Genomic DNA, 13,106 nt, shown 5'->3' on the forward strand with positions numbered 1-13,106 from the left:
CGCCCGAGCGACGGTGTCAGGCCGGCAGCGCGCCCGCGCCCTCGGCGAGCCCGGCGAGCGCTTCCCGGTCGAGCTCGCGCTCGCCGGCGAAGGCGATGCCCACGACAGCGCGCACGCTGGCCGAGGCGTCGCGCACCGGCAGGGCCACGGCCGCCTGCGCCGCGACCGCCCTGGCCCCCGGGCGGACGTCGCCGGACGTGTCCGTCTGCAGGTTGCATGTCTGGACGGGCTGGCCGCGCTCCCAGGCGAGCCCGGCCATGCCCTTGCCGCGCGGGACGCGGCGCGTGATCTCCTGCACCTTCTCGGGGATGTTCACGGCCGCGGCCAGCGCGAGCGCGTCGCCCTCGACGAGGTGCACGGTGCCGGCGATGCCCCCGTTGTCAGCGACGAAGCTCCGCAGCCACGGCTCCAGCGACTCTCGGCGCGCGCTCATGGGCCCGCACCCTCGATCGGCGCGGCGCGCGCGTCAACCGCGAGGCCCCGGCGGGGCCGTCAGTCGGACTCGCAGATGTAGCGCAGGTGCAGGGAGCAGGGCTCGTCGTTCCAGCCGGGCTCCGGGTAGAACCGGTTGAGCTGGCCGCAGTCCTCGTTGCTGACGTTGTTCGGCTCGCCGGGGTACCAGTTGGTGTACGACACGGCGTCGCCGCTGTCCCAGACGAACGTGCCCTCGGAGGCCCTGTCGTTCATGCCCATCCACCACTTCTGCGTCGAGTAGGCCGAGGCGAAGCCGGTGACCCAGGCCTCCTCCTCCGCGTCGTTGAGCGTGACCAGGCTCATGCCCTGGCTCGCGCAGCTCGCCTTGGCGTCGGTCCACGACTCCTGTCCATCACAGAACAGGTAATTGTGCCCGTTGTGGGTCTGCATGTCGCATGTCGTCGAGCCGCAGACGACGATGGTGTGCGCGCACAGGATCGATTGCACCGTGTCGTTGATCACGATGTCGACATAGAAGTAGATCGTCTGCTCGACGCAGTCGTTGATCGACTGAGGCTGCGCCGTGGGCGCGCGGCTCCCGTGCTCGCGCGCGATCATCCGCTCCACCTCGAGGGCCGCGATGTCGTCCGCGGTGAGCTCGGGGATGTTCGCGGGATCCGCGGTGATCACGAAGCGCCCGTCCGCGGCCTCGAGGGGGCTGTACGGGTGCGAGAACAGGGGCGCCATCACCTCCGCCAGCGGCGCCGTGCCCTCGTCGCCGAAGGCGAGATCGACCCGGCTGAAGTCGAGTCCATCAAAGGCGACGTGCGCCACCACGTCGCGCGCGCGCAGGTCGACCGACAGCCGCTCGCCGGGGGCGAGGCGCGCGACGCCCCGGGCGTCGATCAGCACGTTCGAGGTGTCCGCGTCCTCGATCGCCGCGTCGGCGGGGCCGGCGGTGCTACAGCCCGCGAGGCCGACGGCGGCCAGCGAGGCCGCGGTGAGGGGTAGCGCGAGAAGACGAGAGATCCGAGCGAGCCGTTTGAGCATGTTCCCTCCTGATTTGATGAATCCCGCCGGCGAGCCGCGCTGTCGCGTCGAGGAGCGCCGCGTCACGCGCGCTCGCCGCAGCGCTGGCGTGGGACGCAGCCGATGAGCGCGCCGCGTCACGGGCCGGGGTAGTCGCCTCTCGATCCCGCGAGGCGCGGTGTCCCCCTGGCTCCGGCGCGTCCGCGGCCCATGCGATGAGCGCTGCTGCCGCGATGCCGCCGTGTAGGGCGGAGCACGATCGCCGTGGAGTGAGCGAGTGTGCTGCCACCCTATCAGATGGATCGCGAGTATGCGGATAGCGTGGCTTCACGCCAAGAAGAAAATTGAACTCGCCAACTTTCGAGGAGAAGGTGTCCGGGCGTGTGCGTCCTCACGGGAGCTCTCGCGCACTCACGCCTCCTCCTTCACACGCTTCGGCCAGCGCACGAAGAACGTCGCGCCTGCGCCGGGGTGCGACGTGACCCACACGCTGCCGCCGCGGCTCTGCACGATCTTCTGCACGACGGACAGCCCGATCCCGGTGCCCTCCACCCTGTCGCGCGACTCGAGGGTCTGGAAGAGCCCCCAGATGCGATCGTGGTACTCGGGCGCGATCCCAGGCCCGTTGTCCTTGACGGCGAACTCGTGGAGCTCGCCGGCGTCCGTGCAGGTCACCTCGACGCGCGGGTCGCTGCGGCGCGCGTGCTTCAGGGCGTTGCTGATGAGGTTCTGGAACACCTGCTGGAGCGGGACGCGCTCGGTGACGATCGTGGGCATCCCGGGCGCGATCTCGACCCGGGCCTCGGGGGGCGGCGAGAGCAGCTCGACGACCTCGGCGAGGAGCTGGCCGGTGTCGACGCTGACCAGGTCGCCCCGCAGGCGCCCCGCCCGCGAGTAGTGGAGGATGCCGTCGATGAGCGTCTCGAGGCGGCGCACGCGCCCGCGCAGGAGCTGGAGGTGCTCCTGCGTCTCGTCGTCCATCTTCCCCGTGAGCGACTCCTCGATCCACTCCGACAGGTTCGCGATCCCCCGGAGGGGGGCCTTGAGGTCGTGCGAGGCCACGTAGGCGAACTGGTCGAGCTCCTGGTTCGTCTTCGCGAGCGCCGCGATGAGCTCCTCGCGGTGCTGGCTGAGCTGCTCGATGCGGTGCCGCGCCAGCACCTGCGCGGTGACCTCGAAGGCGATCACCATCACGCCCGTGACGGCCCCGGACGGGTCGCGGATGGGCTGCGCGACGTAGTTGAAGAAGGCGTCGCTCGCGACGCCGCCGCGCTCGATCGGGACGTTCAGCTCGGTCACGTGCAGCGGCAGGCCGCTCTTCAGCGCGCGGTCGAGGGTCGCGATCACCTCGTGCTCGCCGAGCTCCGGGAACGCCTCGCGCACGTCCTTCCCGACGAGCTCCGGCCGGCCGACCATCTCGCAGTACGGCGGGTTCGCGACCTCGTAGCGGTGCTCGGGGCCGGCGAACACAGCGATGGGGACGGGCGCCTGCATGAAGAGGTCGTACAGCTTCTCGCGCTCGCGCTCGGCCGCCGCGCGCAGGCGCGCGATCTGGAGGTGCGTGGCGACCCGGGCGACGAGCTCGCGCGCGGAGAACGGCTTGGCGAGGTAGTCGTCCGCGCCCGCCTCGAGCCCCTCGACGCGCGACTCCTCGCCCGCGCGCGCGGAGAGCATGATGATCGGGACGCCCCTCGTGCGCTCGTCGTCGCGCAGCGCGCGGAGCAGGCCGAAGCCGTCGAGGTTCGGCATCATCACGTCGGTGAGCACGAGATCCGGCGGGCGCGCGCGCGCGGAGTCGAGCGCGGCGGCGCCGTCGGCGACCGCCTCGACCGTCCAACGCTCGCGCAGCACGCGCCCGACGTACTCGCGCATGTCGGCGTTGTCGTCCGCGAGGAGGATGCGCGCCGCGGGGCCGGCCTCGATCGCGGGGTCCGCCGGCGACGTCAGCGCCCGCGCGAGCTGGCCGGCGTCCTCGCCGGGCTCCGCTCCGGGCAGCCAGCGGAGCGCCTCCTGGACATAGGGCGCCGCGCCCGTCGCCATCGACACGAGCGTTCGCCTCGCGTTCACGCGGTCCTGGGGCAGGTGCGCCGTCCCGCGAGGGAGGGAGATCGTGAACGTCGTCCCCTCGGCGACCTTGCTCGCGGCGTGGATGGTCCCGCCGTGGAGGCGGACGAGCTCGTGGACGAGCGCGAGCCCGATGCCGGACCCCTCGTGGGTGCGGGACCGCGCGCCCTGGACGCGGTGGAACCGCCGGAACAGGTGCGAGAGCTCGTGCTCCGGGATGCCCGTCCCGGTGTCCCGCACGGTGAGCTCGACGCGATCGCCGCGCGGGCGGAGCGCGATCGCGATCGTCCCCTCGAACGTGAACTTGAGCGCGTTCGAGAGGAGGTTGAGCACGATCTTCTCCCACATGTCGTGATCGACGTAGATGGGATCGGGCAGCGGCGGGCAATCGACCTCGAACGTGAGCCCGGCGCGCTCCATGGCGGAGCGGAAGGCGCTCGCGAGGTCGGCGGTGAGCGCGGAGAGATCGGTCGGCTCGTAGGACGCCTGGATCCGGCCCGCCTCGATGCGCGAGAAATCGAGCAGGGCATTGACCAGCTTGAGCAGGCGGATCGCGTTGCGGTAGGCGGTGTCGAGATCGGCGCCGTGGAGGCTCCGCTTCGGCGACGCGAGCGCGTCCTCGAGCGGCCCGAGCATCAGCGTGAGCGGCGTGCGGAACTCGTGGCTCACGTTGCTGAAGAAGTTGGTCTTCGCGCGATCGAGCTCGGCGAGCGCCTCCGCGCGCCGCTTCTCCTCCTCGTAGGCCTGCGCGTTGGCGATGCTCGCCGCGATCTGGCCGGCGACGAGGTGGAGGAAGCCGCGGTAGTCGTCGTCGAAGAGGCGTAATGGATTCAGCCCGACGATCAGGACCCCCGCGCGTCCCGTCTCGCCCGTCGCGGCGATCGAGAGCGCAGCGGCCCGCGTCGGTGGCCTCTGCCACGCGCCGGTCGGGAGGTCGCGCAGGTCGGGGGACAGCTCGATCACGCGGCAGGCCTCGTGCCCGCGCGCGACCTCGGCCACCGGCCAGGGAGGCTCGTCCGTGAGCTCCATCGTCTCCGGGGCCGCGGCGTGCCCGCGCGCGATGCCCGTGATCCCGGCGAGCTGCAAGCGCCGCCTGTCCGCGTCGAGGACGTAGAGGAGCGCGAACGGGAGATCCTTCGCGTCGGTCTCGAGCGAGCGCGCGCTGTGGGTGCAGACCTCCTCCCACGTGCGCGCGTTCGCGGTCCGCGCGGCGAGCTCGCGGAGCAGCGCGAGCTGCCGCTCTCCGATGATGCGCCGCGTGTCATCCGTGTTGGCGCAGATGATCCCGCCAGTCCCGCCCTGATCGTTCGGCACGGGGCTGTAGGAGAACGTGTAATACGTCTCCTCCTCGTAGCCGTGCCGCTCCATGATGAGGAGGAGCGCCTCGTCGTAGGTGCCCTCGTCGCGGCGCATCGCCGACGCGGCGCGCGGCCCGACCTGGTCCCATATCTCGCGCCAGACGACGGAGGCGGGCTGTCCGAGCGCCTCGGGGTGCTTGCCGCCGACGATCGATTTGTAGGCGTCGTTGTAGAGGTTGATGAGCGCGTCGCCCCACCAGACGAACATCGGCTGGCGCGAGGTCAGGATGATGCGCACGCACGTCTTGAGGCTCTGCGGCCAGGACGAGACAGGGCCGAGCGGCGTCCCCGACCAGTCGAGCGCGCGCATGCGCTCGCCCATCTCGCCCCCGCCGGCGAGGACGGCTCGAGCGTCCGCGCGGTCCAACGGCGTATCCTCCGACCTGAACGACATGGCTCCTTGTAGCGTGGTGAAGAGGGCCGGAGAAGCGCCCAACGCCGGTGCGCGTCGGGTGAACCGGCGGCCCCGGCGGGGCGAAGAGGGGGTGTGGCGTTATGCCCCGTCGTCGTCCGGGGGCGGGGGGTCCGTCGCGTCGATGATGTCGGTTGCGTCGGTTGCGTCGGTCGCGTCGGTCGCGTCGATCGCGTCGATCGCGTCACCCACCGCGCGCATCGCCCGGCGCACGACGTCGGGCGCGTAGCCCTGCCGCGCGAGGAAGGCATAGAGCTTCTGCCGTCGCTCCATGGGCTCGAGGCGCGCCAGGGAGCGGAGCTTCTTGCGCGCCGCCCGCTCGGCCACGGCGAGCTCGTCAGTGCCCTCGTCGGCCATCACCTGCCGGATCGCCGCGTCGGCCACGTCGCGGGCGACGCCCTTGCGGGCGAGATCCTGCTCGATCCGGCGGCGCGAGCGCGGCCTGCCCACGATGCCGGAGCGCGCCTTCGCCTCGGCGAAGCGCGCGTCGTCGAGGAGCCCGTTCGCGCAGAGCCGCTCGATCACGGTGGTCACGTGCTCGCGGGGCTCACCCTTCTCGATCAGGCGCTTCTCGAGCTCCCGGGCCGATCGCGCCCGGAACGACAGCAGCCGCAGCGCCCGCTCGTACGTCTTCTGCGCGCCCTCGCCAGGTGGCCGGAGCGGCTCCGCCGGGGTCCCCGGGCTGCTCTGTCCGGGCGAGAGGCCCGCGGCGCGCTCCTCGGGGACCGTGGCGAAGGGCACCCCGTCGACCAGGATGACGACGTGGCCGGGCTTGTCGGGCGAGGGGACGATCCCTGTGATGATGGGCATGCGCAGGCCACGATGGCGCGAGCCGCGCGCGCCGCAAGCATCGGGCGGTGGGCGCGAGCGGAAGAGCCCGTCGCCGCTGTCGTGCGCCAGGGCAGGGGAACGGGAGCGGGCGAGAGCGCTGCGCATTCTGGCGCAATGCGGCGCAGGACGGCAAGCGAGCGCCTCGCGGTCGGGGAGCGGTGCCGCGGGCGGCGAGGGCCGCCGGTGGTGCTCGATGGGGTCGTGTCGGCCGGCGCCCGGCCCATGATCTCCACGAGATCAGAGAGGAATCGAGACAGCGAGGCACCTCGCCCTCTCCGGGCGTGGGAGCGGCCGTGGCGCCGGAGCCTGGACTGGCATGCTCGCTGCTCAACCGCGACGCACCGCTCGGAGGGCGATGACGATCATGAGCAGGGAATTGCGTACGCGCATCATGAGGATCCTGGGAGCCAGCATGTTCGCCGGCCTGTCATTGACGGTCGGCTGCCAGGGCGATAGCGGCGGCGGCGCGGCAACAGGCACAGGAGGAGCCGGCGGCGCCGGCGGACAGGGGGGCACCGGCGGCCAGGGGGGCACCGGCGGCCAGGGGGGCACCGGCGGCCAGGGCGGCACCGGCGGCCAGGGCGGCGCCGGCGGTGGCCTCTACGAGAGGCGGTGCTTCTCGCCTGAAGATGCCTGGGAGTACGCCGGTCAGAACCCGGGTAGCGAAGGGGGCGGTGGGACGCTCGGCGTCGGCGGGGAGGACAGGCCCGCCGAGGCCTGCCCGAGCGAGTTCCTGCAGCCGCCGGAGTACTGCATGCATTACGAGAACGGCGTGCTGGAGGACGGTCAGTGTTGCTACGATAACTTCGATACCGGCGTCGGCGGGTGTGGCCGCCCGTTCCTCGTCGGCGGCGCGCCGCGCCTGGCCGGCGTCGAGGCGCGGGCCGACTGGGCGCTCGACGCAGCGGCGGACGAGCCGCTCGCGCTCGATCCCGTGACGCGCGCCGCCCTCGCGGAGGCGTGGCTCGCCGACGCGCGCCTCGAGCACGCGTCGATCGCTTCCTTCGCGCGCTTCGCGCTCGACCTGCTCGCCCTCGGCGCGCCGCCCGGCCTGATCGGCGCCGCGCAGCGCGCCCTCGCCGACGAGCTCCAGCACGCGCGGGACTGCTTCACGCTCGCGAGCCGCTACGCCGGCCGGCCGCTCGGCCCGGGGGCGCTCGCCATGGACGGCGCGCTCGACGCGCCCACGCTCGCCAGCGCCGCGGCCAGCGCGGTGCGCGAGGGCTGCGTGGGTGAGACGCTCGCCGCGCTGCAGGCCGCCGCGCAGCGGGACCGCGCGCGCGACCCCGAGGTCCGCCGCGCCCTCGACCGGATCGCCGCCGACGAGGCCGCCCACGCCGAGCTCGCCTGGGCGTTCGTGCGCTGGGCCATCGCGCGCGGCGGCGAGCCGGTGCGCGCGGCGGTGGCGCGGGCGTTCGACGAGGCGCTCGCCGGGGCGCGCGCCGCGCGCGGCCCCGAGCGCGCCGGGGTCGACGTCGCCTCGTGGCGCGACAACGGCCGCCTCACCGAGGCGGAGCGGGCGCGCTGCCACCTCGACGCCATCCGCGAGGTCATCGGGCCGTGCGCCGAGGCGCTCCTGTCCGCGCCCGCGCCCACGGCGCCGCACCACGCCGCGTCGGGCCTCGGCGCCGCGCTCGTCTAGCCGTCGCGGAGCTCTTCCAGCACCTCGGCGAGGCTCGACGCGACGTCGGCGAGCGCCACGTTCACCCGGTCCGCGTGCGTCCTGAAGCACAGGATGCAGATCCGCAGCAGGAACCGCCCCCCGGCCACCACCCCCGTGAGCAGCACCCGCTGCTTCGCGTTCACCCGCGCGAGGAGGCGTCGATTCAGCGCGTCGAGCGCCGGCCCGTCGTCGACGCCGGGCGGGCGCGCCCTGAACGCGAGGAGCGACAGCTCGGGCTCCGCCGCGACCTCGATATGCGCCATCTGCCGGAGCGCGTCGGCCGCGCCGCGCGCGAGCGTGAGCTTCTCGTCGAGCTCGGCCCGGAAGACGGCGGCCCCGTGCATCTTCAGCGGCAGCCACACCCGCAGCCCGCGCGCGTCGCGCGACAGCTCGGGGCTGATCGCGCAGAAATCCACGAGATCGTCCTCTGCCTGCATCGGCGGCATGTACGACGCGGAGAGCGCGTGCGCGCGCCGCAACGCCTCGCGATCGCGCACCGCGAGGCAGCCCGTCCCGTACGGCAAGAAGAGGCTCTTGTGCGGGTCCAGCGTCACCGAGTCGGCGCGCTCGATCCCCCGCATCGCCGCGCGCCCCCGCTCGGTGAGCGCGAAGAAGCCGCCGTACGCCGCGTCGACGTGCAGCCAGAGGCGCTCGGCCTCGGCGAGGTCGGCGAGGGCGCGCAGATCGTCCACGGCGCCGGTGCTCGTCGTGCCCGCAGAGGCGACGAGCAGGAAGGGCGAGAGGCCGCGCGCCCTGTCGCGCGCCACCGCCTCCGCCGCCGCGTCGGGCCGCATGCGGAAGCGCCCGTCCACCGGGATCGCGCGCACGGCTTCCGGCGGAAAGCCGGCGAGGAGCGCGGCCTTCGTCACCGAGTGGTGCGCTTCCTCCGAGGCGTAGAGCGTCCCCCGCAGGAAGTCCGGCGGGAGGCGATCGCGGCGCGCGGTGATCACCGCGACGAGGTTCGCGAGCGAGCCGCCCGTCGTGAGGATCCCCCCGGAGCCCTCGGGCAGGCCGAGCATGGCGCAGAACCAGGCGATCACGTTGACCTCGATCTGCACGAGCAGCGGGGCGGCCTGGAAGACGCCCACATACCGGTTCACCGCGTCGGCGATCAGATCGGCCACCGCCGCGTGAAAGAGCCCGCCGCCCGGGATATACCCCATGTAACCGGGCGACGCGGTGTTCAGGCTCATCGGGATGACCTTGCCGAAGAGCCTCCGGAGGAGCTTCTCGTAAGGCATACCGCGCTCGGGCAGCGGCTCACGGAGCGAGCGCGCGAGCCGCTTGCCCCCCCGCGTCGCGTGCATCGGCTGCTCCGGCAGGCTCTCGATGTGCCGCACGATGCGGTCCATCGCGAGCTCGACCATCTCGCGCATGACGTCGCCCGGCAGCTCGAGCGGGTGCGGGCTTGACTGCGGGCGTTTCGGGCGGGCCAACGCGCGCCATCCTACGTCATCGCGCGCTCCGGGTCGCGCGGCGTCCGGGCGAGGACGTCGGCGGGCGTGGCGAGACGGCGTGTGCTGCCTGCCCGGCTCAGGGCTCGATGACGAGCGCGCCGAACGCCTCGGGCACGTGGAAGTTCGGTTTCTTCGTCCTCGGTGGGCTCCACGCGAGGTAGTTGCGCGGGGCCTTCCCCTCCATGCGGTACAGGTTCATGGGCAGCCGCTCCTTCGGGGCGAGCGCCTGCACGATGCCCGGCGCCGTGAGCAGCACCTCGATCACGGCCGTGCGCGCCGAGACGCGCCGGCTCGTCGCGATCGTGGCGCCGCTCGACCACGCCGTGTCTTCCTGGCGCGCGCCGCGATCGACAGCGATGTCGAAGAAATGCCCGAAAGGCCCGATCTCCACCTCGAAGTACCGCTCCGGCGAGGCGGGCGCCGGCGTCAGGAAGAGCTCGACGCAGTCCTCCGTATAAAGCCCCTTCCGCTCCGCGCCGACCGGCTTCGATCGATCGGTGTTGAGCCCGGCGCTCGAGAGCTCGAAGAGCGCATAGAGCCCGTCCTTCGACCAGAGGAACCGCGCCCGCGTCAGGATCCCGGTGCTCTTGCCGGCATAATCGGTGTCCCACTGCACGGCCTTCGCGCGGCTCCAGGCCGCGTCGTCGACCTTCCCGTCGATCGCGATCTCCTCGCCCGGCAAGAGCCGCGACGCGCGCGCCTCCGGCTTCGCGGGCGCCGCGCCGGCCCCGGCGTCCTGCTGGCCGGCGGGCGCCTCCGGCGCGGGCGGCGGCGCGGGCTCGGGCCCCTTCGCGGGCTCTCCGGGCGGGGGCGCCTGGCCGGGTGGCTCCCAGTCGAGCCGAAAGGGCGCCATCGCCTTGTAGTGGACCGGCCTCGGGCTCTTCAGCAGGTCTGCGCCGTCTCCCGTGATCGCGGTCGCCTCGAGGTCGAGCCCGAAGCGCTTCGCCGCGGCCTCGATGAGCGGCGATGTCCGGTGGCCGTCGAGCTCGCGCGCGAGCGCTGGGCTGTTCCACACGCCCATGAACTCCGCCACCACGCGGTCGACGCGCACCGGGTTCGTGCCGCCGATCGCCACCATCTCCGCGGTGGGGCGCAGGACCTGGAAGCCGTCTCCGCCCATCCCCGGCGCGCCGTCGCCGAGCACCGCGTCCGGCGTCGAGATCTCGAGCACGTCGACCATGCGCTCGGCGAAGACGCGGAGCGACGAGAGGTACAGCGCGCGGTCCTCCTGCCCGGCCGACTTCGAGTCGAGGTAGGGCTTGAGCTCCCTGTGCATCCGCCACTTCTGCTTGTAGGCGGGCGCGCTGTCCGACAGCATCACCGTCCCCTGCATGCCCTTGATGCCGGCCGAGATGACCGAATACCTGTGCATCTTGATCCGGGGGAGCGACAGGAACAGCCCGCGATCGAGGTGCTCGGCGAGCACCCTGGGCATGAGCAGCGTCGGCACGTGGCTCGCCTGGATTCCGCGGATGGCGAGCGGCTGTCCGGGCCTGTCTCCGGCGACGTCGTAGACCCCGTCGTCGTCCATGGCGACGAGCGCGACGCCCTCCTCCGCGGCCATCGCCTCGTAGCCGGTCCGCTGCGCGAGGTCCTTCCAGAACTTGTGCGAGTGGCCGCACCCCTCGGCGATCGTGATCTTCGTGTGCCCGCGCGCCTTGAGGCATTGCACGACGCCGCGCACGAACTCAGGCTGGGTGATCCGGCCGGTCACGCCGTCGTCGCCCTTGTGCTTCGCCGGGTCCTTCACGCTGTCGAACCCGCAGACGTTCGGCTTGAGGAGCACGGGGGTCGCCGCGGGCCGCCGGGGCACCACCGCCTCGCAGAGGCGCTTGCCGAGCTCCAGGGGGCCCTGGCCGCGCAGCACGGTGACCGGCGAGTCGTCGGCCTTGATGCGCGCGACGTGCCGCTTCCGGAGGGCGGCGCCGTCGATGCTGTCGGACGCGATCACCGAGGGGCCGGCCTCGTACCGCTGCGACGCGCCCGCGACGACGTCGCTCGACGCGCTCGGCAGCGCGGTGGGCACGGCCGGGTGCGCGGAGGCGGCGGCGAACGAGGAGGCGGTCGCCGAGGCCGCGGCGGACGCGGCCGCGGGCGCCGGCGGCGTCGGCGGCGGCGGCGGATCAAGCGGCGGCTGCGGCGCGGCGGTGGCGCTGCCCGCGAGCCCGTCCGGCGGGCGCCGCCGGTCCCCGCAGCCCGCGAGGGCGGCGAGCAGCGCCGGGAGCGCCGCGATCGCGGAGGGGAGACGCCGCGCGGGGCGGCCGTGGCTCGCTCGTGTGCTGTTCATCCTCGCGGAGCACGATGGAGCCAAAAGGCGGTGGGGAGAAGAAGGAAAGGGTCGGCCGGCTGCTTGCCCTTCCATCAGGGCAGTGGTCACGAACGGGGTGCCGGGTACGTCGATCGCCGGAGCCATGGCGAGACCTCAGGGGACGACGACTGCTGGCCTCTGCTCTCCGGGTCGCCGTGCGCCGGCGGCCTTCACGCGGGGGAGCCGAGGCGCGGGGCGCTCGTCGCGCAGCCACGGACCGAGGCCGCGGCGAGGCCCGGGACGAGCGCCTCGATGCGCGCGCGCTGCCGGCTGGTCAGCTCCCCGAGGGCGCGGACGATCGCGAGATCCTTCTGCTTCGCCTCCACGATGACCACCACCTCGCGGCCGCCCGAGGCCTCCTCGACCTCCTCGCAGTAGCGGAGCAGCCCGCGGCCGGTGATGTGCTCGGCGTGCGCCCCGGCCGGCTTGCCCTTCCATTGCTCGCTGTAATGGAGCTCGGGCAGCCGAGCCGCCGGCCAGGAGCGGAGGGCTGCCTCGAGCTCCAGCTCGTACGGCGCGCTCCGCGGGTTCGCCGACCAGTGCAGGTTGTCGAACACGATGGGCACCTCGCCCCCGGTGGCCTCGAGCAGCTCCGGCACCGTCCAGCAGCGCTCGTCGTTCTCCAGCGCGAGCCGATCCCGCGCCGGCGGCGCGAGCCGCGCGATCCCCTCGCGGAGCCGCGAGGCGGTGCTCTCGCGATCGCCGTGAACACCGCCTCCGTGCAGGGTGATCGAGCCCCGCGCGCCGATCAGATCCATCACCCAGCCCTGATCGTTCATGACCGCGAGCGAGTTGTTCAGCACCTCCTCGCGCGGCGAGGAGAGCACAACGAACTGGCTCGGATGATTCGACAGGTGAACATCGCCCCGCTCCGCTGCGCGGCGGACGGATCGCAGGTCCGGCACCAGCATGCGCGCGCCCGGCGCGATATCGAGCAGCGGGAAGAGGTCGCTCGAGATGCGGTGCGCCGTCAGGCCGATGCCGGTCGAGTACACGAGAGATCGCCGGACGTACTCGGCGTTGTACCTGTAGATCGGCGTGAGGTCGACCAGGCCCTTGAGGTAGCGACCGAGCTGGGCGGTCTTCAGCGACGGCTCCGGCATTCCGAGCGACTGACAGACGTGGCCGAGTCGAATCATGTCGACAGGGTGTGTCGTCCTCGACTCCACGGCATCGGGCTCGCAGCAATTTTATTCCATGCTGTCCGCCGACAAGGCCCGCGAGGTGCGCGGGCTCTCCTCTGCCGCGCCGGGGCGCAGGGCGCCCGCGTGGCCGTCGTGCACCACGCCGACGCCGACGACGACGGGACGTCGTCCGCCGCGCTCGTCGGCTTGGCTTTCCGCGCCCTCGGCGGCGAGGCGGCCCCGGAGACGCCCGGGAAGGGGGGGCGGCCCTGTCGCGAGCGCGTGCGCATCCAGGGCGAGGCCGCGCGCGACGCCGTGGCGTGAGCGGCGGGCCGCGCGGGCCGGTGTCGTTCCTGTTGGCTCCGCGGTGCGCGGATCGTCTACGCTCGACAGCCGATCTCCCCTGGAGCGCGCTGCGCCATGCAGCCGCGCCTCGCCCGATTGTC

At 73.1% G+C, this 13,106-nt stretch carries 9 protein-coding genes; 2 read left to right on the forward strand and 7 right to left on the reverse strand.

Translation table 11 applies throughout. The features are described 5' to 3' along the window. Positions 1-16: 16 nt before the first annotated feature. The 4 genes from WMF42_RS01325 to WMF42_RS01340 form a co-directional block, all read right to left on the reverse strand. Positions 17-433, reverse strand: coding sequence for a GAF domain-containing protein (locus tag WMF42_RS01325; protein ID WP_061611210.1), 417 nt, complete (start codon positions 431-433; stop codon positions 17-19). 59 nt (positions 434-492) lie between these two features. After that, complete coding sequence (locus tag WMF42_RS01330) at positions 493-1,464, reverse strand: lectin-like protein (RefSeq protein WP_437689847.1); 972 nt, start codon at positions 1,462-1,464, stop codon at positions 493-495. A gap of 390 nt (positions 1,465-1,854) precedes the next feature. Then, entirely contained in the window at positions 1,855-5,259 is a 3,405-nt protein-coding gene (locus WMF42_RS01335; RefSeq protein WP_437689848.1) for an ATP-binding protein, read from the reverse strand. Between the two features lie 99 nt (positions 5,260-5,358). After that, on the reverse strand, positions 5,359-6,087 hold the full coding sequence (locus tag WMF42_RS01340) for a regulatory protein RecX (protein WP_437689849.1): 729 nt from the start codon (positions 6,085-6,087) through the stop codon (positions 5,359-5,361). Between the two features lie 412 nt (positions 6,088-6,499). Here WMF42_RS01340 and WMF42_RS01345 point away from each other — a divergent pair, with 412 nt between their 5' ends. Beyond that, positions 6,500-7,750 carry a ferritin-like domain-containing protein gene (locus WMF42_RS01345; RefSeq protein WP_437689850.1) on the forward strand — a complete coding sequence of 417 codons (1,251 nt, stop codon included), beginning with the start codon at positions 6,500-6,502 and terminating at the stop codon, positions 7,748-7,750. Here WMF42_RS01345 and WMF42_RS01350 read toward each other — a convergent pair. The 3 genes from WMF42_RS01350 to WMF42_RS01360 all read right to left on the reverse strand — a co-directional run bounded on the left by WMF42_RS01350 (position 7,747) and on the right by WMF42_RS01360 (position 12,675). Further along, positions 7,747-9,207 carry a pyridoxal phosphate-dependent decarboxylase family protein gene (locus WMF42_RS01350; protein ID WP_437689851.1) on the reverse strand — a complete coding sequence of 487 codons (1,461 nt, stop codon included), beginning with the start codon at positions 9,205-9,207 and terminating at the stop codon, positions 7,747-7,749. The genes WMF42_RS01345 and WMF42_RS01350 overlap by 4 nt on opposite strands. A gap of 97 nt (positions 9,208-9,304) precedes the next feature. Beyond that, positions 9,305-11,515 carry a DUF362 domain-containing protein gene (locus WMF42_RS01355; protein ID WP_437689852.1) on the reverse strand — a complete coding sequence of 737 codons (2,211 nt, stop codon included), beginning with the start codon at positions 11,513-11,515 and terminating at the stop codon, positions 9,305-9,307. A 191-nt stretch (positions 11,516-11,706) separates the two neighbouring features. Then, on the reverse strand, positions 11,707-12,675 hold the full coding sequence (locus tag WMF42_RS01360) for a hypothetical protein (RefSeq protein WP_437689853.1): 969 nt from the start codon (positions 12,673-12,675) through the stop codon (positions 11,707-11,709). Positions 12,676-12,804: 129 nt separating this feature from the next. Here WMF42_RS01360 and WMF42_RS01365 point away from each other — a divergent pair, with 129 nt between their 5' ends. After that, positions 12,805-12,984: a hypothetical protein gene (locus WMF42_RS01365; protein ID WP_437689854.1), complete on the forward strand. Its 180-nt coding sequence runs from the start codon at positions 12,805-12,807 to the stop codon at positions 12,982-12,984. The last annotated feature ends 122 nt before the right edge of the window (positions 12,985-13,106 follow it).

This window comes from Sorangium sp. So ce176 (genome assembly GCF_051519835.1).
Lineage (GTDB): Bacteria > Myxococcota_A > Polyangia > Polyangiales > Polyangiaceae > Sorangium > Sorangium cellulosum_G.

What these genes read in the sequence shown, in the direction of transcription:
- WMF42_RS01325 (WP_061611210.1), bottom strand. Translation starts at nt 433, where the DNA reads ATGAGCGCGCGCCGAGAGTCGCTGGAGCCGTGGCTGCGGAGCTTCGTC.
- WMF42_RS01330 (WP_437689847.1), bottom strand. Translation starts at nt 1,464, where the DNA reads ATGCTCAAACGGCTCGCTCGGATCTCTCGTCTTCTCGCGCTACCCCTC.
- WMF42_RS01335 (WP_437689848.1), bottom strand. Translation starts at nt 5,259, where the DNA reads ATGTCGTTCAGGTCGGAGGATACGCCGTTGGACCGCGCGGACGCTCGA.
- WMF42_RS01340 (WP_437689849.1), bottom strand. Translation starts at nt 6,087, where the DNA reads ATGCCCATCATCACAGGGATCGTCCCCTCGCCCGACAAGCCCGGCCAC.
- WMF42_RS01345 (WP_437689850.1), top strand. Translation starts at nt 6,500, where the DNA reads ATGAGGATCCTGGGAGCCAGCATGTTCGCCGGCCTGTCATTGACGGTC.
- WMF42_RS01355 (WP_437689852.1), bottom strand. Translation starts at nt 11,515, where the DNA reads ATGAACAGCACACGAGCGAGCCACGGCCGCCCCGCGCGGCGTCTCCCC.
- WMF42_RS01360 (WP_437689853.1), bottom strand. Translation starts at nt 12,675, where the DNA reads ATGATTCGACTCGGCCACGTCTGTCAGTCGCTCGGAATGCCGGAGCCG.